This window comes from Shinella yambaruensis (genome assembly GCF_050859155.1).
Classification (GTDB): domain Bacteria; phylum Pseudomonadota; class Alphaproteobacteria; order Rhizobiales; family Rhizobiaceae; genus Shinella; species Shinella yambaruensis.
This window is the reverse complement of record NZ_CP150638.1, coordinates 3298920-3317995: the sequence shown is the minus strand read 5'-3', so window position 1 is coordinate 3317995 and position 19076 is coordinate 3298920. Positions and strand designations below refer to the sequence as shown.

Sequence of the window (19076 nt, the reverse complement as noted above, 5' to 3'; positions counted from 1 at the left end):
ACGAAGAGGTAGAAATGGCACGAACGATAAGCCCGCGGAAAGACGCCGAAGCTGCGCTGCAGACGCTTATTAAAGAACGTCGGAGCGTAATCAACTATCTAACAAGGACAGCCTCTGAAAAACGCATCGATCAACTGATAAAGTTAGATGCCGCGATTTCCATCCTAAAGCAGGTGAAAAAGGAAGAGCCCTCCGAGGAATATCAGATAGACAGCATCTACGACTTCGCGGATCCCCCAGAAGACGCATAGACAGTACAGCGGCAGGGATGGCCATCCTAAATCCCCGCGCGCTCAAGCACTTCCATCTCGCCGGCACACAGCACGCGCGGCACATCCGTTTCCGCGTCCACCAGCTTGCGGTACTCGGCGAGCGCCACCCGCACGAGCTCGTCCCATATCTCGCGGTCGGTCACGCGGATCGCGTATACGTTCTTCCTCGCCACTTTGACGAACGGCGTGCCGACGGAAAGGTGGCCGTCCGGCTTCTGCATGATGGTGCAGTGATGCAGTTCGATCGGGCCGATGGTCGCGGTGAATGCCGCCAGCATGCGCATACCGTCCTGGCGGAGGGCACCGCGGGTCAGGCCCATGGATTTGATCGCCACCATCATGCTGCTTCTCCCATGCGGATTGTACGCTTCAGGCCAGCGTCATCCGGTTCATGCCGGTCCAGCCAGTTGGAGATGACCGCCTTGGGCTTCCCGGCCGGCTTCTTCGCTTCCTCGACGGCCTCCTCCTCGGTCAGCCGTCCACGGCGCGGCGCTACGTATTCAAGATCAATACCGGTCACAGCACTGAACGCCGCTGCAGCGCGCTGCCCTATAGCCGCGCGCAAGTCGTTTTCGAACCAAGCCGAGCGACGGTCATCCCGCGCCAGTGCCGGCAGGAGCAGCCAAGCTTCGTCCGGAAACTTTTCGGGCCGCTGCAGTGTCAGGTCGCGCACCATTACTATATCGTCTAGTAGAACGTCGAAGTGCGCGACGTAGCCGACTTTCTCACCGTTGAGCTTGAAGTTCTTCAGTTCAATTTTCATCCTGTCATTCCTTTTATCCAGTCAGATTCAATCACCCGCGGCCTTGGGGTGGCCTGCGGTTCTTGCCGGAGCTCGGAGGCTCGCTGATCCCAGTTGATGTTGAGGGTCTTGTGCGCGGCCATGGCATAGACAACGCAGTCGAGCACCTCATGGCGCCGCCCTGCGACCGGCACGAACTCCAGCACCTTGACGCCCATCTTCCGCTTTTCGACGAGGCGCTCGCCGTTAAGCTGCTCAAAGAATTCGAGGTCCAGGTCTTCGGAGAAGCGATAGAACCCGCCGGCTTTCAGGCGCTCGAAAAGGGCGCCCTTGATGCCGTCGACGCCGACCTGCCAGAGCGTGCCGGCGCGCTTGCGCTGCGCGTGCGCAACGATCCACGGCACGTTCCCGGCGCGGCCCTTGATCGCCATGACCTTTCGGCGATACCGCGGAAAGCAGAAGTCATAGACGCGGTCCATGGTCGTGCCGTCTGAGCTGTCAACACAGGCCGCATCGACGCCTATGGAGCCGCCTAGCGGGTGTTTCCAACGGGTCTTAAGGAGCGCGTCGAGGTCGGCCCACGTCTCGTTGTCATCCCATCGGCCATAGATGATCTGGTGCGCCAGGACGTAGGCGACGCCGTGCCGGTCATATCCGACCAGCGTCACCTCGAGACGATCGTGCTGCACATCCACGCCGCAAACGATGGCGAGCACGTCTTCCGGAATGGCGTCGAGGCCGAAGCCTTCGCGACTGTTGAACAGCGCTGTTTCGTCAACGCCTTCGCCTTGGGCGGCATCCCATCCTTCACCGATGATCGTGTTAAAGAACGCCTGCAGCAAGGTCGGGTCCTTGCCGCACCGCAAGAATTCGGTGGCAATCTTCGCCCATGTGGCCTGGGGCAGAGGGCTGATCAGCGCGTTGACCTTGAAGCCGGCATGCCCGATGACTTCCGGCCGGGTTGAGCGCCAGCGGCCCTTCTCGACGAGGTCTAGCTTCTGATCCTCCTCGACGACCGTACCGCAGCATGGGGTGCACCAGAACGCTTTGTGCGGCTCCCCGGGCGGCCACTTGATGTCCTTCCACTCGATTTCGCAGTGGTCTCCGCAGCCAGGGCAAGGCACTTCGTACACGCGACGGTCCGACTCGTTGTAGGCGGCGATAACGAAGCTGGTCTGGGTGAACCTCGGCGTCGAACCGACAAGAATCTTCCTATTCCGGAAGGTCAGGGTTCGCTTTTCCGCGAGAGCGAGCGGCGAGCCTTCGATGGTGGGCTCCATGCGGTCCGCTTCGTCGGCGATGACGATGCGGCTGGTATGCGCGTCCAAATGGCGTGGAATGGCAGAAACGGCACGCAGTTCGCCGCCTGGGAAACGCTTCGCCAGGATGCGGTTGCGACTCTTCCGGCTCTTGTCGGCGTGGAATGCGTTCCGAAGAGAGGGGGAAGCCGCGAACATCGGCTCGAGGTCGGAGACAACAAACCGGCTTGCCGCCTCGTCGGTCGGGAAGACCGACAGAACGTTTGCCGGGTCATTGACCACGAAGTTCGCAATCGCGACGGACAGCAGCATACTGTACCCAATGCGTGCGGACTTCAGGATCGACACCTTTTCGTATTGCGGGTCGGTGATGGCGTCGGCGATGCCACGCTGGTAGGCGTAAAGGCGCAGCGGGCCTGGGACAGCAGTGCCGGCGGGAAGCCGGATGTTCTGCTCAGCCCACTGGCTCAGCCTCAACTTCATCGGCGGCCGGAGGCTGGCTGCGGCCAGTCGGCGAGCCTTCCTCAATGTCGGCGAGCTCATTTAAGCTTTCTCGAATTTCGCGGTCAAATTCCTGCGCGATCTCGGCAGGAACTGACATGCGGGCCGTGATACGGTCGCTGACGGCGACCAGTCGGGCGGTGAAGCGGCGGTAGATGTCGGACCAGTTGGCAACCACCTCATCGACGTGTAGGAGCTCGCCGCGCAACTGCGCGTTTTTGAGTTCCTGACCATCGGCTTGTTCCTTCGCCAGGCGGGCGCGCTCGGCCGTCAGATCAAGGATTTGCTTCTCTCCGCCGCGGCCGGCGGAGACTTCGCGGAGGTGTCTGACATGGTTGATGACGGACTGCCGCAGGTCATAGCGCCCCCGGCCAACGCGGACGGCGATGCCCCTTTCGGCCAACTCGCGGACGGTCCTTTCGGACGTGTCGAGCCATTCGCCGAGCGCCTTGGCGCTGACGTTGTTTTCGGACATTGGCGGCGGAACCCCCTTAGGTGTTGCGGCGGATGGCGGTTTTCGGCACTCGCGCCCACCCGCTCCCCCCGCCGCTGGGGAGGACCCGTTGGCAAGGGGATAGGTGTTACATCAGCGCAACAGTTTGGTGATGGCCTTGTCGACACGTTCTTGAAGGAGAGGCGCTGCGATCTTGTCGAAGGCTGCACCCGTGGCACCTGTGGTCATCTCATCAGGGATGACGACGCCCGATCGAACGAACGTGATCTTGGTGCCCCTTGGATTGAGGCGGTAGAAGGCATGGCCCCCGAACTGCGGCACGTCAGTACGGTTGGGGAATACCCCGCCCTTCATGAACGCGCCCTCATAGGTGGCCGTCCGACCGAATGGTTTGGCGACCACACCGTCTTCGGTCTCCTTGGCATTGAGGTATTTCACCCTGATGTTACCGCCACGGGTGATCATGTCGTATGAGAGCTTACCACCGTGGGCGCGACGTGGATCGCCTATGGCCGCCACGATAACCCGACGGTCCAAGCCCGTCTGCTTGGTCAGCGTGCGGATGACCTGCGTCTTAGCCTTGTCGCCCACCTGGTTGACGATGCGTGGCAGGACTTTCGGGAATTCGCGGCTGAGACGATCGATGTCCTTGGCGAACTGCATTAGATGCTTGTCCGCCCATTTGATGCTGATGGCCATGCTTGCTCCTTAATCCGTATCGGCCGCTTCGACGGCGGACTTGATCGCCCCGCCGAGTTCGGCCACGGTCATCTGTGCGGCGGTGCGCGGATCCTGCACGCCGGAGACGTTGATGGCCGGTACGTTGACATGCACATGCACTTCGCGCGTGGTCGCTGTGCTGGAGGTCGCCGCACCTGCCGAAGCGGCTCGATAGGCCGCGTGCGGGCTAATGACACCGGAGCGGCCAGGGCTGAATAGCTCGGGGCCTTTCTCGCCAACCAGGTACGTTTTACCTGCGCCGACCGGCCCGCCCTTGGCTCGCGCACCGTCGACTGCCGGCTCGGATGAGCCGCCGCCAAACGGGTTGAGATTGGGCCAACTGATGATGCCCGACAGGTCGATCCGGCCGACGGCCTCGCGGATCTTACTGGGCAGATCCCGGAACCAATTAAGGAGTTCCGTAGCCTTGGCCGTGACGCCATCGATGACCGATTGGATCATATCCATGCCCGCCTGGAACATGGCGGAATTCACGGCCTTGAATGCCTCGATGATCTTCCGCGTCGTGCTGTATGCCGAATCCTCCAGCATCAGCTCATGTTGGCGCGTCAGGTCGTCTCGCTGGAACAATGAGCCGAACCACGTCGACAATTCTCTGACCTGCTGCCACGCCCATTGCGCCGCATCGCCGAGGGCGCTGAACGATTGGGCGAAGGGGTCAATGACGGGTTGAAGGAAGTCGATAACCGGCTTGAGTTCGTCCCCAAGCGCACGCGCAACACCGATTACGGTACTGCTGACTCTATCCCAGTTGCGGTAGAGCCATGCACCGGCCGCACCCACCGCACCGACCGCGAGCCCTATGGCGAAGAGCGCCGGCGCCGAGACAGTCGCGATTGCGGCGCCTAGCGCGGTGAGGCCGCCCGACACGCCAGTCAGGATGGCCGAAGCGCCGCCAAGTGCGCCGATGCCAGCAGACAGGACCGAGCCGAACGCGAAGAGGCCGGCGAAGCGAAGGGCGGTCACTGCGACGCGGAGAGCAATAAAGGCGCTCGTGATACCAACAATGGCCTGCGTTGCCACCGGGAAGCGTCTGGCGAGTTCCGAGACGTCGGTAACGATCGGGCCGACCTTCTCCAGGATAGCGTTGAGGGCCGGCAGCAAGGCATCGCCAACGCTGATTCCAAGATCATTCACACGGTTCTTGAACAGCTGAAGAGCGTTCGCGGTCCGCTTGCTGGCAACCGTGTATTCCTTCGCCGCGCTACCTGCATACTTCGATTCGTCGGAGATCAGCGCGAGGGTGTCCGCCAGCAACTTTCCGTTGCTGATCAGCGGGCCGAGGGCGCGCGCTTCGTCGCCGAAAAGGTCGGAGATGGCTGCGGCGCGGGTCTCAGCCGGCAGCTTGTTGATGCGAGCCAGGACGTCCTGCAGCGTCCCGACGGCGTCTTTCTGCATCGTCTTCGCGACGGTCTTCGCCGAAAGCCCGAGCTTCTTGAATGCCGCGACCTGCCGGTCGGTGGCAGAGCCGCCTTTCGTGAGGGCGCGGCCCATATTCATGATTGAAGTCGCCGCCACTTCGCTGCCGAAACCCGAACCGGTCATCGCCGCGCCGAGGGCGGCAACCTGCTCGGCCGTCATGCCGAATTGGCTTGCCATCGGGGCGACGCGCTTGACGACGTCCAAGATCTGCGGTGCGCTGGCTGCGCTGTTGTTCCCGAGGTGGTTGATGGCATCGGCGAGCAGGCCGGTGTCTTCCACCGATCGGCCCAGAGCGGTCTTCAGCTTGGCCATCGACTCGCCGGCCTCGCCAGCGCTGATGTCCCATGCGACACCAACCTTCGCGGCCATCTCGGCGAATTTCGTGAGTTCGTTGGTCGCGATGCCAGACTGACCGGCGGCCGCCACGATCTGCGCCAGGCCGTCGGCTGCAATCGGGATTTCGAGCGCCATGCCACGGATGTCGGCGCCCATCTTTTGGAAGGCTTCAGGCGTCGGAAAGTCGACCACCTTCCTGACGTCCGCCATCGCCGATTCGAACTGGATGGCCGCATTTACGGGCGCGGCCAGGCCCCTATAGAGTGCATAACCAGCACCGACCGCGTCCATCATCTGGCCGCGGACCGCATCGAGTCGAGCGGCGTTCGTGGCGGCCAGGGCGTTCATGCGACCCATCGCGGACGAGATCGCCCGCGATGGACCGGTCAGCTTGTCCAGCAAACTGACAATGAGTTTTGATTCACGGACCGCCATCGGCTGCTCCCGATTTTGCTTTGATCAGCTTTTCGGCCGCGCCGAAGTAACGGATTGCCTTTTCCGGTGGCCATGACTCGACCACCGGAACAGGCGTTGAAAGCTCGGAGGCGACGACCGAGATTATGTCGGTCCAGCCGCCGCTGCCGGCTCCCCCAAGAGGGGGGCCACCTGCGCCATCAGCGGGCCGAGGTCGCGAGCGCGGATTTTCTTGATGACCTGGATGGGCACCTCGGCGAGGCTGGCGATGATGGCGAAGCTCTTGTTCATGTCGCCGGTCACAGCGTCTGCAGCGGCTAGATCACCGGCCAGAGCTTCGCGAAGGGTCAGCGTGGTGTAGGTCGTGCCGCCGTGCTCGACGGGCTTGGAGAGTGCGAAGGTTACGGTTTCGTCGTTCATGCGGATTCTCCTTTGAGAAGGCGTGCAATCGTGGCCGTATCGTAGACGACGGCCTCCGGATCGGGTTCGGGGAGGTACTTTCGCCAGCCATTAATCAGGTCGCCGAAGCGGTTCACGGCGGCGATGATGTCCGGCGCAGCCACCGAGATTTCGACAGCCGAGTCGGGGAAGTCCAGGAGGGCTTCGAGGATGGCGCCGTTGTCATCCTCGATAGCCTCGAGGTGCCAGGTGGGTTCTTGGGTCATGCTTCTGTAAGCTCCACGATGATGATGCCGCTGTGCCGGTCAGAGATTTTGGAAATCTCAAACCAGGGCTGGCCGGGCCGAGACGTGGCGCGCACCTTGTCCTTCGACCGCAGCGCGATTGATGGATATGCAGAGCGATTGATGACCAAGGCGTGCGCGCTGGCTGAGACGGTGGTGATCATCCCGTTTCCGAGTGAGATCGACCCGTCGACCGAGGGCGAATGCAGGATGGCCGTGAGGTCGGTCAGCGGGCGCGATGGGTCGGCCGTGCCGTTCTTCAGAGGGCTGTGGCGCACCGGTTCCGCAAAGGCGGAGTGGACGGCCGCGATGGCGGCCGCCTTTGCTGCTTGCCAGTCCACGGTCATCCGTTCAGGACTACGCGACCGGTGCCCGAGGGATTGGCTGCGATTTCCGCGGCCTTCGCCACAAGGGTGTTCGACGTGGACACGGTCGTGAAGACCTTCGCGCTGTCGTCCCAGTAAAGATCCGCGCCCTGGGTCCATGCCTGCGCCGAGGTCTTGGCGTGGTCGAAGACGCCACGACGGAGGATGTTGACCTTGCCGCCGGAGGCCACGGTCGTGGCGGCGATGCCAAAGAGCTTGCCGACCAGGACGCCGGAGCCGCTGGTTACGTCATAAGGGGCGGTTACTTCGAGGTAGTCGCCGGTCTGAATGAACGATTTCATTTTATTCGAATCCCGTCTTGAAAGTAGGAAGGAAGGTGCGCGGCCGCGTACCGCTCAGAGCGGCAATGTCACGGTCGATGGCGGCGATTGCCGCTATGATGTCGGCCATGCTGCGATAGATCATTCGATGCCGGGTGCCGCCGGAATTGAATTCTACTTCGAGGTGGCCGGAGGATCGGGCGGCCACCAGGGCCGCCCTCTGAGCGATGAGCTCATCCATTTCTTAGGCGCCTACCTGCTTCACAGCGCCTCGGTGGTCGATGGCGCCGACCGCGAAGTCCAGGTTTGCGGCAATCTTGAGAGCGAGAGTGTCAAAATCCCGTTCGCTGCGGATCTGCGGGCCTTCGGCACCACCGACATACCCGTAGACAACGGTCGGGGCGGCTGCCGGCGACGTGAACAAATAATGTTCGGTCGCGCCAAGCTCCGAATCCACGACAAGTTCGGCGAAGTTCGCCCACGGGTTGACGTCGCTGGTCTTCGTCGCCTGGATTGCAGTCAGCAGCGTGCGGGCGGCGACTTCAAGATCAACGCCGACGACGAGCATACCAGGCTGAAGGTTCAGCCTCATGCCGTCGAGGCTGGTCTGGCCGCGGAGTGCCTTCACCATCGCGGCGATTGTCGTGGCGCCGAATGCGGCTGCGGTCGGAAGGTTGCCGTGCGCGACCGAGAAAAGAGCGTTGCCGTCCGCCATCGTCGGGTTCGACTTCAGCACGCCGTACGCGAGCGCGTTCTCATCATTGGCCGCACGGATAGCGATGCCGCTGGAGAAGTCGGACAGTGCCGAGAGATCGTCATTGATGAGCAGGCGACGTCCGAGTGCGATGCCTGTGCCGTACTCCTTCGCAGAGACCTTTTCGGCGCTGGAAGACAGGGCCCCATACTTCGTTTCGCCGCCCTCGACGATCTCCTTGAACTTGGGCACATCACCCACGCGAAGGAACGAATGTTCTTTGAAATCAGCGAAGGGCTTTCGTGCGGCCCACTTCCTATAAGTCGGTGCTGCGATGGCGTACTGTGCAAGCAGGGCCTTGTTCGCGGCCGCCGAGACGAGTTCGGGGAAGTCGCTGGTGCTATGGGCGCCAACTGCGCGCTGCAACAGACCTTCGGTGTCGCGAAGGTTGACACGCTCGCCACGGGCAACGGCAAGGTCGCCGGCCATATCGAGCAGGCGGTGGCTGCGGAATTCGGTGGCGCGGCCCTCAAGCTTGACGGCGTTCGGTGCCAGGCGATGCGCCAGTGCGTCGGCCATCGCCGAGCGGATCTCGACGGGGTCCGTGTGGTCCTGGCCGATGGAGATAGTGCGGACGCTCGACGTGGTCGACGTGCGAGCCTGCATGGCAGCGAAGGCGTCCTGACGGACGGCATCGAGGTTGACGTCGTCGGCGTCGACGTGCTTGTCGACCCAGGCTGCGTCAAGGCCAGCCGTCTTCGCAATGCTGCGGATCTCGGTGTTGATCTGGGCGCGGGTCATGGCGGCCGGAGCCGGCGTGGTGGTGGATTCGGTCATTGGTAGTTCCCTGATTTTGGAGGCGGGGTCGGCGGGGATGGAGACCAAGCTGGCCTCGAAGATCCGCCATGTTTTCGCGGTAAGCGTTCGCTTCCCTGCGGTTTTTGTCTCGGCCCATTTGTCGACTTTGTAGCCGATGGAGCCGGAGAACGAGCGACCATCGGAAAGCTCGGCCGCGATGCGCTTCGCTTTCTCTGAGTGCTTGGAGAGGTGAGCCGTCCCGACGATCTGGTCGCCTTCACGCCTGATGTTACTGACGTCGCCGAGGACGTTATCGAGGTCGCCACGATGGTCAGCCAAGAGCGGAATCGTGGCGGGCCATGTGGCGCCGGAGAGATCCAGAACCTCGTCGAAACCGCCACGCTCGACGGCAGCTCCGGCGCTGAGAACAAGATCGAAGGTCAGTGTTTCCGCGTCCCATGTAGACGCGCGCAGAGGCGCAGCCCGCGTCAACGGGCCGGTTGTATCAGTCATGATGTCTCCGAAAGATTAGTCGGCCTCAGCGGCCGGTTCGTTGTCGTTGCCTGGCTGAGGCCTGTTGAAGACAAGGCCGAGCGCTTTTGCCCGCGCCTGTTCTTCGGCAAGTTCGGCATCGATCTGTTCGATGTCTTCGCCCCGTGCCGCAAGCAGCGCGGTGCGCGTGGTCAGGCCGGCGTCGAGTTCCATGGTCTGCGCCGTCACGGCCTTCACCGGCTCTAGATCCGGCCAAAGCGGCGTGTTGTGTTTGACCGGCATAGCCTTGTCGACCGTGGTGCTGATACGGCCAGACAGCACCTCTAGCGTGGCCCATCGGCGCCAGACCGGAACGCATACCTGCGGTATGAAAATCCGCCATTGAACCTGCTCGACGCGGGCTCGGAACGCGGTGGCTGCCTGTTTGAGGCTCGAGTAATTCGCCTTGGTGACGTCGCCGAAGGCGTGCGCGGGAAGACCCATACCCGTGGCGATATCGCGTTCGCAGGTCACGGCGAAGTCAACGACTTCCGCCCCGATCTTGGCCGGCTCGGAAAAACGCACATCCTGACCAGGATCGAGGAACTTCAGGGTTCCCGGCTCGAGGCCGCCGATCAGCGTGGCGCCCTGCTGCTCGCCATCGAAGGGCTCGCCGCTGCCGTTCGGCGTCGTGACGAAGCCGGCGAGCATGGCTGCCACGCCCTGGCGCGCTAGCTGCGCGTCCCGCCATTTGTCAAGATCAGCGAGCCGGACCATGATCGGAGCGTACCATGAGAGACCGCGGCACTGGCCCGGCCAGTCTTGTCGATAGACATGAATGACATCTTCGGCCGGAATGCGCTTGCGTTCACGGAAGAGCGAAGTCTCCGTGCCAATGGCATGGTTGAAGATGTGGTACGCAACACGCTGCCCGTCGGCGTTGAACTCGACCCCTTGGACGATCCGAGCACCGTTGGCGAGCGTGGCGCTATAGGCGGCGTCAAGCTGTTCCGGGTCGAGCACGCGAATACGCAGGCCGGCAGACGTGTTGAGCATGAGAGCGAGGCCTTCGCCGGCCACGACCATAGACTGGAATAAGGCGCCTTGGATGCCGAACCAATCGGTGCGGGCTTCGTCGTCGGCTTCATCGGTCCACGCCATGAAACGCGCATTGAGCGTTTCCTTGACGGGCTTGTCCGGATGCCTGCTCGACGCCTTGATACCCGTGCCGATTGCCTGCGTTACCCACGCCTGTACCGCCCCTTGCGCAAGCGGGTTGTTGCCTACGGCAAACCGAGCACGGGAAGCGATCGGGCCGCGTGCGGTATAGGCGGAAATGAGCGGGGCGGGCATGGCCTGCATGCTGGCACCACGACGACCACCGCCGGCCGCCTGGTAGCTGCGCTTGCCGGACAGCCAGTTCTTGAGGCGATTAAGCATCTGAATTCGCCTCCGCCCTTTCCAGCATGTGCGCAGCCGCATCCCAGACGGCCGGTGCATCCACGGCCACAATGGCGAAGGTGCTGGCCGTCTTGATGAAGATCGGCTTTTCCGGACGACCAGGGCTGCGGGTCGCATCCACAAGCTGGCGAAGCACCTCAATGTCGACAGGGAATCCCGCGCGGGACAGAGCGCCGGCCAGGTTCAGCTGGAAAAACTCATGCGGCGAGAAATTCCAGACGCCCTTGAACTTGGCGCCAAGATTCAGGCCCACCGCGCGCAGATATCGGTGCCACGACATTACCGTGGGCGCGGGCGTCTGGGTCGTGCTTGAGATTTCGTGAAAGGTGATGTAACGCCCCATTTCTGAGGTCGGAAGATCGGTATGGGGCATTTGTTACCTCATTGGCGGTGATTGATAGGCAGGCGTGAATTTGAAGGCGGCACAAAAAAGCCGCAGGCCGAAGCCCGCGACTGGATGGGTGCCCGACGCCGCCGATGGAGCGCGACGCGTCGGGCCGATCGCGGCCGATGCTGGGCGGCCGCAATAGGAAACTTGCCGCGGAGCGCTGGAGAGCGCTCGACGCGGAGACCGCGCCGAAGGATGAAGGCGACGGCGCGATTGGAATTGGGAGTGAGCGACCACGCGCGGCCGCCCACTATTCAGGACGGTGACGGCCATCCCGAAATGCGAAAGGGCCGCGGCGATGCGGCCCTCTGACATATATACCTTTTGGCGTTGGGAAATGGGGTACCCTATGCGGCCGCCCGATCTTGGCGGCCCCAATATCGGTCAAGGATTCCGAAGCCATCAAAGATGCGTGCACGGGCTTCACCCTTTGCGCCCTTGCTTCCTGCGCCTAGGCGGCGGCCTATCTCCTCGAGCGTTTCTCCGTCGACGACTGACCATTCAAAGGCATCTAGGATTGCCGGCACATATGCCAGCTTGGCACGAACCACTGCAAGTTCCAGCTTGGCATCAATGGCGGCAAGGATTGGCCAGTCGCCGTTCCACTTCTTAGGTACCGGAGCGGCCCGCTTCTTGGTTTCTTCCGTTGAGGCTACGGCCCGTTGCGGAGGAATGGCGGGATTGACGCGCTTGTTATTGACTGTCTTCGGTCCCTTCCAGCGGCCTTGCTTGTCACGGTTTTGCACTTCATAGAGGTCTTCCGGCTCACGCCCTATGAGCGCGGTTGGCATGTGCGCCATGTCATGAAGCTCCCGATAGCGGATGGCGATATCCAGGCAGTGTTCGTTCTTCTCCGTCCGCAAGAGTTTTTGGAGCGGCCAGTCTTCATTGTCGTTCGCTTCCTGTCCGGAGGTCCACTGCGAGGAATACCAGGCCGCGCCGTTGCGGATCCACCGCCGCATCCACTCTTCCTTCTGCCCGTCCGGCTCAAGCGCCCACCAATGCGCAGGCGGTGGATCGCCTGGCATTCGCACCGACACGCCCCGTGTCTTTATTCTGGTTCGAGCGGGCGCCCAGTCGCCCTCGTCGATAATTGCAGGCAGCGCGTCGCGCCGGTCGAATACCGGAAGTTCTGAATCCAAGGCCGTCACCTCGTGATTAGAGAGATCTGATGTGTGCGGGAATCGGCGCGCTCAACGCCGATTTTCACAGTATAGATTCTTTTTACAAATTTGTCAAGAGGGGTATTGCTATTTTGAAGGAAATAGTGTAGGGGCCGCGCCCCGCGGATGGTGGCGTGACGCTGGACGGTGGCGGCCGTGCCAGCCGGTCGACGAGGTCGTGCTGGCATGACCTCGTCAGCCGTTCGAGGCGGTCGGCGAGTGCGTGTAGGGCGGCGTGGGTCATGCTTTCTCCTTTTAAAGTGTGGAGGGGTGCACCGCCCACCAAGGGCGGGTGCGAACCCCTTCGCACTCTCAGGGGGTATAAGGGGGTGTGTGAGCACCCCCAGTCTGAAGGGGTCTGTAGGTAGTCTGTAGGTAGTCTGTACCCCTAGTCTGAAGGCTGGTCGTCGACCACTATAAGGTGCTTCGTCCGTCGTGACGGCGAGCCCTCCTCAACAATCCGCACGCTCCCGGAGTCGAGCAATCGCTGTTGAGCCGCAACCAGTTCCTTCTTCGATAAGCCCTTGGCATCGGGATGAGCCGCAATTATCTTCACCGCATAGGTCGCGGAAGGTGACGGGCTGAGCCTCTGTCCCTGCTGGAAGAGCTTCGCGAGGGTTTCGACGAATACCCGCTCGGCACGCGCCGCTAGCAATACGGAGCCCGCAGCAGGCCGCCCGTCGTCAAGGACGAATATGCCGCCCTGCCACCGCATGCGGATCTCGCCGCCCTTGCGCCCGTAATTTGCCTTCATTCCCTTCATCACGCGGGCGTCGTCATCCTCCTTGTCGGCCGTGAGGTAGAGCCGGCTGCGCACTGAGTTGTTCCAAGCGGTTGAGCCGGATATGCCCGTGCCCGTCTGCATGCCAGCTACGGACGGGTGCGACAGCAGGAGGAAAGTGCAGTCGAGTTCCATTGCGAGACCACGTAAGGCCGAGATGAAGAACCGCACTTGATTGCGGTCAATCTCGTTGCCGCCAAAGAGGTCTGCAGAGGTGTCCAGCACCACCAGAGACGGCCGGAAATCGACGATTTCGTCGACGAGCGCCTCCATCTTGTTGGTGAACTGTATCCGGCCTTTGGCGTCTGCCCTGACGAGTTCGGCATCCTGGCCTGCGGCTGGTATGACGCGCATACCGCGGAGGGCCGCTAGGGTCGTCCCTTGTGCTACACAGATGTCATCAAGCCGTCGGTGCAGTTCGTCCCACTCGTCTTCGGCCGCCAGTACCAACGTGCGACCGAACGCAGGCGCGAGCCCTAGCGTCTCGGCGCCGAGGCAACCGGCGACCGCAATCTGTAAGGCGACCAGCGATTTCCCCGTACCGCCATCCCCGGAGAGTAGCGTCACATTTCGAGCCGGAATGAGTTCTTCGATATACCACTTGCGCGACGGAACCGGCGCGTCCGCAAAATCAGCCGGGCTGATGACCGTGAACAGCTTCTTCGCAGCAGGCGCAACGTTGTCATTGGCAGCGACGGGCTGGAAGAGTTCTTCCCGCAGCTTGGCCATCGATTGCGACAATGGCGTGGGTGCGCTTTCCGGTGGCCGTGCGCCGATGTCGCGACCGACGATCCGCATTGCGATGTCGCCGTCGGCTTCCGGGCCCGCGATCTGCTCCAAGACGGGGTCGCCGAAGTCAGTAAAGAACAGCAGCATCGAGGTTTCCGGGGAGCAGCCGTCAATCTGATCGACGAGAATGCTCACGCGCTCTGCGTCCTGCGGCTTGTCCGGCCAGATATCGTCCGGCAGCGCCTCGAGATTCGTGGGGTCGGCATGCCCGAAGTCAGGCGAGCCGTCAGGTAGGGCGGGCGCCAAAACCACGTTCACCACGGCGTGGCCGTGGTCGAGCAGACGGTCATAAACTCCGAAGACGAGTTTCTCGCGGCTGTCTGCGTTGGTGGCGAGTGGGGCGGACATTCCCCGCAGTTCGTCGATGTTGGTCTCAAGCTGCTTTAAGATCGATGCCATTTCGGTCAAGCTCTCCCATGGCCAGCGCGACCAGCGCGGCATTGATTTCATGCGTGAAGGTGGCGACGGCACTACCGAAAGCGGACGGCGCAAAGACGCGCGGCCCGCAGCCGGTCTGTTTCAGCGAGAGATTATAAAGTCGCAAGCCGTCTAGCTGGACGTCGAGGCGTGCGACAAGCTTCCCGCTCCCTGGCGGAGCGGGTCTGATTGAGATGATGTTCATTGATTCCCCATAGTGTTGCCCGCCGGCATGCGTCGGCGGATAATTTTTCTTGAGCCACTACAAAAAAATAGTGACATTCATCTCCATGCCTTGATATTCTACAAATGTATTCGGTTTCTGAATACCAATAACAAGAAAACAAGGAGTAACGGTATGTATAAAAGAATATTTTAGAATGCAGCGGCGAGGCTTATTGTCGAAACCCTAATGCTTTCCCTAAGATATCTTTTTGGATCCTGACTGATGCCGCTCTCGGGTCTTATGATCCGAGAGCATCTCAGCTTCGAAGCGGGCGATCAGGAGCCGCGTGGGCGAGGGGCGACTAGGCGGATGCCTTGTTGTGCCCATTCGAGAGTCTGGCGCTTGCGCCGATACTCGTTGTCGAGTTGCCAGTGCTCATACTTGTCATAAGTCGGATGTGACTGCCACGCGTCAGGCGCATCTGTGGGCAGACGTTCGTAGCCGAGTTCCCTCCATGCCCGATCGTTCAGTTCGTCCATCGCAGCCTGCGCTGCGTCGACGTCGGCCTGAATAACCTCTCCCATTACGCCGCCCTCCGAATGCAGGTTTTTCCGTCACCGTTTTGGAAAATTTCCATGTCTGGGTCATCTTGCGCCACCGCTTCGATGGCGTGTGTCAGCCCTTCAACAGCCAACATCCTTTTTTCGATCGGGGAAAGGCTGGCAAAAGCCTTGGCGATGTCATCCGAGATGTCCTCGCCACGAAGCATCTTCACTGCCAGTTCGCTCATCATCTTGTCGATCGCTATGGTCATGCGCTGGCCCTCCGAGCGGCCAATTCCTGCTCAGCAATCCATGCGGTCAGCGTGCTCTTCCTGGCGCGGATGTTCTGCCCTACTCGGAAGTGCGGGATGCGTCCCTTTTTTATGGCGTAGAAGATCGCGCGGACGTCTTCGCCGAGGTACTCAGCGATTTCTTCGGCGCCTTTCAAAATGTCGGCGGCAATATTGTCATTCGCAGGCGTGTGCGCGTGCATGGATCCTCCTCATGCAAAGCCCAGATGGACTCCGGGCGCAATTTGACTCTGATGGGTGCTTCGGATTTTGGTAGCCGGCACGACTGGCCGGGTTGAGTTGCAACACGCCATTCACGGCGCCGTCCCTCTGGGGGACCTAGCTGTCGCGGTGCGACTTACCTATCAGCGCACCTGCGGCGGATACCAGTCCGCCATCGAGCCCACATAATTCGTCTCGACTTGGCTACTATAGTACCGTTTTACAAATTTGTCAACCCCTCTGGGAATAATTTGTAGCGTGTTGCAAATATTCCTTTTGTCGGGTATCAGTGCTGCATGGCTACAGTACGAAAACGCGAACTACCATCAGGCAAGATTGTATGGCAGGCGGACTACCGGGACGGCGCAGGCAAGCGTCGCTCGAAGCAGTTTGCCAAACGCAAGGAAGCCGATGATTTCCTCCTCACAGCGCGGGGTGAGGTGAGGGCGGGCGTCCATGTGGCTGATAGCCAGTCCATCACGATTTCCAAGGCTGCTGACCTTTGGATAGAGCGGGCCGAGAATGAGAAGCTCGAGGCTTCGACGATCGCCTCCTATCGACAGCACCGAGACATCCACATTGTGCCGCGCATTGGCGCGGTAAAGCTTTCAGCCGCAACGGTGCCATGGGTTCAGAGCTTCGCGGATGAACTGGCGAAAACCCTTTCCCGAGCGATGGTCAAGAAGGTCTTAGGGTCGGTTTCGTCCATCTTTACGGAAGCACAAAGGCGCGGGCTGGCGGCACAAAATCCCGTCTCGGCTGTAAAGGTCCGAATGCCGAAGCGAGATAAAGGGCGGCCGGAAATGCCGACGATGGCGGAGTTGCGAGCGATCCTTAAGGCCACGCCAGAGAAGCACAAGCCATTCATCTATACCGCCGCCTTCACGGGCCTGCGGGCTTCAGAGCTACGCGGGCTCCAGTGGTCGGACATCGATCTAGATGGTGGCGTGCTGCACGTCTTGCGGCGCGCGGACCCTTACAACAAACTCGGCGTGCCTAAGTCGGAAGCTGGGACTCGAACGGTCCCCTGCGGCCCAATGGTCATCTCCATCTTGCGCGCCTGGAAAGAGGTCTGTCCGAAAGGTGAGCTGGATCTCGTATTCCCGAACGGCGCAGGCAACGTGGAGTCGCACGCCAACCTTCTCAATCGAGTCTTCTGGCCAATCCAGGTTGAGGCCGGGGTTACAGTATCGACGGGCGCTAAGGACGAGGACGGCAATCCGGTGCTGGACGCGAAGTATTCCCTGCACGCGCTCCGGCACGCAGCCGCCGCTATGTGGATCGATCAGGGCGTGACGGCGAAACGCATTCAGGTGCTCATGGGACACGCCAGCATTCAGCAAACGTTCGACCGGTACGGATACCTTTTCGAAGCTCGCGACGACGATTCCGCAGCCGCAAAGGCTATTGAGGAACGACTTATTTCCGCGTAGTACAACCCACTACATGCAACACATTGCAACACGAGCGTCAAATTACACAACAAAAACAACGAATAAATAAGGAATCATAATCCTTGTGTCGGGGGTTCGAATCCCTCCTCCGCTACCACTAGAACAGCCGACAGCTCCGGTCCGGCTATCGCGGTCAGCCATCCCTTGATTTCATAGCGATATTCCTCACGGGGCAGGCGTGGATAAACCGTCACGCTTGAAACCACCTCCCTGAACCTTATCGCCAGTTCTGGCGTGGGCTCCGCGCCCCGGTTCTTCAGGATATCCGCGAGCGCTTCGATATCCTCCCGGAACTTGTCGACGGCCTTGGGCCTCAACTCGATAATGTTCGATACCGGCTCGGCCGCAGCCAATTCCCCTTTCAGCCTCTCCCTTTCAGCCCGCAGCGGCGCCATCATGATCGGGATCTCGCCGTCTTCGATCGTTCCGCGCGAGACCTGATCCAGGACGCGGGCGATACGCGCCTGCACGTCTGCCAGCGCGGCCTCGCGCGATGCCCGGCTGTTCTTCCGCTCGACGGCAATGCGCTTCGATTCGCGCTCGTATTCCTTCACGTATGCGTCGATGACGCTGGTGTCGGCGAACATCTCGCGCAGGCGGTTGATCACGTCCCGCTCGATCTTCTCGACGTAGTACCGGGCATTGTTCGAGCAGCTGCGGGATTCCTTGTGCGTGCTGCAGACGACACGCGGCCCGCTGCGATCAGCGCCGACGATCGACAGGCCTCCGCCACACTCGGCGCACTTGAGAAGACCAGACAGCAGGCGCTTGTTCTTCGGTGCCGTTCTGGCGTGCTTTCCGCCGACGGCTTCCTTCCGTGCCCGAGCCTCCTCAAACAGGCTGTCCTCGATGATGCGGAGGTGAGGGGCGTCCATGGTCTCGACGACGCTGTCGTCGTTCACGCGCGACACGCGCCGGCCCGTCGTCGGGTCCTTGACCATCTGGACGCGGTTCCAGACCATTTTCCCGACATAAAGCGGATTGCGGAGGATGCCATACCCCCGCTTGTCGTTCCCGTTGATCGTGGACGCGTTCCAGCGTGTCCCGCGCGGCGGTGGCACTCCATCGTCGTTGAGTGCGCCAGCGATGATCCTCGGCCCGATGCCGCCGGCATACATTTCGAAGATCCGGCGCACCACGGCGGCCTCCTCCTCGACAATCTCCAGTTCGCCCTTCTGCCCCGCCACGGGGCGGTAGCCGTAGGCCTTGCCTCCGGCATTCCGGCCAGAGCGCACCACGCCGACCATGCCGCGTCGGACCTTCTTTGCGCCTTCCTCCCTCTGCATCTGCCCGATGACGCCATGCATGCCGATCGACACGGTGTCCATCACGCCGCCGTTGACGCAGTTCATCTCAATCCCCCGAAATTTTAGGGTCTTGTGGATGTGCGCCAGATCGGCGATGTCGCGCGAAATGCGGTCGGGGGCTTCCGATATCAGGATATCGAACTCGCCGCGCTCGGCGGCCTGCATGAGGGCGGAGAGGCTGGGCCGGCCGAACATCGAGGCGCCGGACTTGGCCCGATCGGAGAATTCCGCCACCACCTCGGCGCCGATCCGGCCGGCGTGGGCTTTGCAGAGGCGGAATTGATCCTCGACCGACTGATCATTCTGAAGATCGGTCGAGTACCGGGCATAGATCGCGGCGCGCTTCATTTCTCACTCACGGACTTATCAGAGGGCTTGGTGTCGTTCTGATTAGCCGGGGAGGGCGGAATGGCGTCAAGGCGCGCCCTGCGCCTGGCAAGCGCCTTGACGAGTTCGATCAGCGGGTTTGTGTCGGTCATGGCGACTTCTCCCCGCTATCCACAGTTTCCACAGGCGGTTTCGTTGTCACGAAAACCTTGTCGGCCTCCCCGCATTTCGGGCAGGCTGCCCGTCTGGCGAGACCTGCCGCCCGCTCCATCGGCATCGGTAGATGGGCGACGAGAAAGATATGGCCGCAGCTTCCGCAGGAGCCGTTGAGGGAGT

General features: G+C 61.5%; 24 protein-coding genes. 2 read left to right on the top strand and 22 right to left on the bottom strand.

Annotated features, from left to right (window positions below):
• The first annotated feature begins 14 nt into the window (after positions 1–14).
• The gene (locus WMC41_RS16275; RefSeq protein ID WP_432344829.1) at positions 15–251 is read left to right on the top strand and encodes a hypothetical protein; all 237 of its coding nucleotides are present in this window, start codon (positions 15–17) and stop codon (positions 249–251) included.
• A gap of 26 nt (positions 252–277) precedes the next feature.
• Here the strand turns inward: WMC41_RS16275 and WMC41_RS16270 are convergent, their stop codons facing one another.
• The 20 genes from WMC41_RS16270 to WMC41_RS16175 all read right to left on the bottom strand — a co-directional run bounded on the left by WMC41_RS16270 (position 278) and on the right by WMC41_RS16175 (position 15633).
• Entirely contained in the window at positions 278–613 is a 336-nt protein-coding gene (locus tag WMC41_RS16270) for a hypothetical protein (RefSeq protein WP_432344826.1), read from the bottom strand.
• Positions 610–1035: a hypothetical protein gene (locus tag WMC41_RS16265; RefSeq protein ID WP_432344823.1), complete on the bottom strand. Its 426-nt coding sequence runs from the start codon at positions 1033–1035 to the stop codon at positions 610–612. Before WMC41_RS16265 ends, WMC41_RS16270 begins: the two co-directional genes overlap by 4 nt.
• Positions 1032–2816: a phage terminase large subunit family protein gene (locus WMC41_RS16260; protein WP_432344821.1), complete on the bottom strand. Its 1785-nt coding sequence runs from the start codon at positions 2814–2816 to the stop codon at positions 1032–1034. The genes WMC41_RS16265 and WMC41_RS16260 overlap by 4 nt, the downstream gene beginning before the upstream one ends.
• Entirely contained in the window at positions 2728–3249 is a 522-nt protein-coding gene (locus tag WMC41_RS16255) for a hypothetical protein (protein ID WP_432344819.1), read from the bottom strand. The genes WMC41_RS16260 and WMC41_RS16255 overlap by 89 nt, the downstream gene beginning before the upstream one ends.
• A 111-nt stretch (positions 3250–3360) precedes the next feature.
• Positions 3361–3927, bottom strand: a complete 567-nt coding sequence (locus WMC41_RS16250) for a hypothetical protein (RefSeq protein WP_432344817.1) — start codon at positions 3925–3927, stop codon at positions 3361–3363.
• A 9-nt stretch (positions 3928–3936) separates the two neighbouring features.
• On the bottom strand, positions 3937–6162 hold the full coding sequence (locus WMC41_RS16245) for a phage tail tape measure protein (protein ID WP_432344815.1): 2226 nt from the start codon (positions 6160–6162) through the stop codon (positions 3937–3939).
• A 123-nt stretch (positions 6163–6285) separates the two neighbouring features.
• Complete coding sequence (locus WMC41_RS16240; protein ID WP_432344813.1) at positions 6286–6561, bottom strand: phage tail assembly protein; 276 nt, start codon at positions 6559–6561, stop codon at positions 6286–6288.
• The gene (locus WMC41_RS16235) at positions 6558–6806 is read right to left on the bottom strand and encodes a hypothetical protein (protein ID WP_432344811.1); all 249 of its coding nucleotides are present in this window, start codon (positions 6804–6806) and stop codon (positions 6558–6560) included. The genes WMC41_RS16240 and WMC41_RS16235 overlap by 4 nt, the downstream gene beginning before the upstream one ends.
• Positions 6803–7171, bottom strand: coding sequence for a hypothetical protein (locus tag WMC41_RS16230; protein ID WP_432344808.1), 369 nt, complete (start codon positions 7169–7171; stop codon positions 6803–6805). Before WMC41_RS16230 ends, WMC41_RS16235 begins: the two co-directional genes overlap by 4 nt.
• Positions 7168–7491 (bottom strand): DUF2190 family protein, encoded by a 324-nt coding sequence (locus WMC41_RS16225; RefSeq protein WP_432344806.1) that lies wholly within the window; start codon positions 7489–7491, stop codon positions 7168–7170. The genes WMC41_RS16230 and WMC41_RS16225 overlap by 4 nt, the downstream gene beginning before the upstream one ends.
• Before the next feature lies 1 nt (position 7492).
• Positions 7493–7711 carry a phage head-tail joining protein gene (locus WMC41_RS16220; protein WP_432344805.1) on the bottom strand — a complete coding sequence of 73 codons (219 nt, stop codon included), beginning with the start codon at positions 7709–7711 and terminating at the stop codon, positions 7493–7495.
• A gap of 3 nt (positions 7712–7714) precedes the next feature.
• A complete protein-coding gene (locus WMC41_RS16215; RefSeq protein ID WP_432344802.1) occupies positions 7715–9475 on the bottom strand; it encodes a prohead protease/major capsid protein fusion protein in 1761 nt (586 codons plus the stop codon).
• 15 nt (positions 9476–9490) lie between these two features.
• Positions 9491–10873: a phage portal protein gene (locus tag WMC41_RS16210; RefSeq protein ID WP_432344800.1), complete on the bottom strand. Its 1383-nt coding sequence runs from the start codon at positions 10871–10873 to the stop codon at positions 9491–9493.
• Positions 10866–11267, bottom strand: coding sequence for a hypothetical protein (locus tag WMC41_RS16205; RefSeq protein ID WP_432344798.1), 402 nt, complete (start codon positions 11265–11267; stop codon positions 10866–10868). The genes WMC41_RS16210 and WMC41_RS16205 overlap by 8 nt, the downstream gene beginning before the upstream one ends.
• Positions 11268–11629: 362 nt before the next feature.
• The gene (locus WMC41_RS16200; protein ID WP_432344796.1) at positions 11630–12424 is read right to left on the bottom strand and encodes a hypothetical protein; all 795 of its coding nucleotides are present in this window, start codon (positions 12422–12424) and stop codon (positions 11630–11632) included.
• A gap of 409 nt (positions 12425–12833) precedes the next feature.
• Positions 12834–14414, bottom strand: coding sequence for an AAA family ATPase (locus WMC41_RS16195; protein ID WP_432344794.1), 1581 nt, complete (start codon positions 14412–14414; stop codon positions 12834–12836).
• A complete protein-coding gene (locus WMC41_RS16190) occupies positions 14389–14637 on the bottom strand; it encodes a hypothetical protein (protein ID WP_432344792.1) in 249 nt (82 codons plus the stop codon). The genes WMC41_RS16195 and WMC41_RS16190 overlap by 26 nt, the downstream gene beginning before the upstream one ends.
• A gap of 296 nt (positions 14638–14933) precedes the next feature.
• Positions 14934–15182 (bottom strand): hypothetical protein, encoded by a 249-nt coding sequence (locus WMC41_RS16185; protein ID WP_432344790.1) that lies wholly within the window; start codon positions 15180–15182, stop codon positions 14934–14936.
• Positions 15182–15412: a hypothetical protein gene (locus WMC41_RS16180; protein WP_432344789.1), complete on the bottom strand. Its 231-nt coding sequence runs from the start codon at positions 15410–15412 to the stop codon at positions 15182–15184. Before WMC41_RS16180 ends, WMC41_RS16185 begins: the two co-directional genes overlap by 1 nt.
• Positions 15409–15633, bottom strand: a complete 225-nt coding sequence (locus tag WMC41_RS16175; protein WP_432344787.1) for a helix-turn-helix domain-containing protein — start codon at positions 15631–15633, stop codon at positions 15409–15411. The genes WMC41_RS16180 and WMC41_RS16175 overlap by 4 nt, the downstream gene beginning before the upstream one ends.
• Before the next feature lie 315 nt (positions 15634–15948).
• On the opposite strand from WMC41_RS16175, the gene WMC41_RS16170 reads away from it, so the two are divergent.
• Entirely contained in the window at positions 15949–17085 is a 1137-nt protein-coding gene (locus WMC41_RS16170) for a tyrosine-type recombinase/integrase (protein ID WP_432344785.1), read from the top strand.
• Positions 17086–17159: 74 nt separating this feature from the next.
• Here the strand turns inward: WMC41_RS16170 and WMC41_RS16165 are convergent, their stop codons facing one another.
• Both WMC41_RS16165 and WMC41_RS16160 read right to left on the bottom strand, forming a co-directional pair.
• A complete protein-coding gene (locus WMC41_RS16165) occupies positions 17160–18761 on the bottom strand; it encodes a recombinase family protein (RefSeq protein WP_432344783.1) in 1602 nt (533 codons plus the stop codon).
• A complete protein-coding gene (locus WMC41_RS16160) occupies positions 18758–18892 on the bottom strand; it encodes a hypothetical protein (RefSeq protein ID WP_432344780.1) in 135 nt (44 codons plus the stop codon). Before WMC41_RS16160 ends, WMC41_RS16165 begins: the two co-directional genes overlap by 4 nt.
• Positions 18893–19076 lie beyond the last annotated feature (184 nt).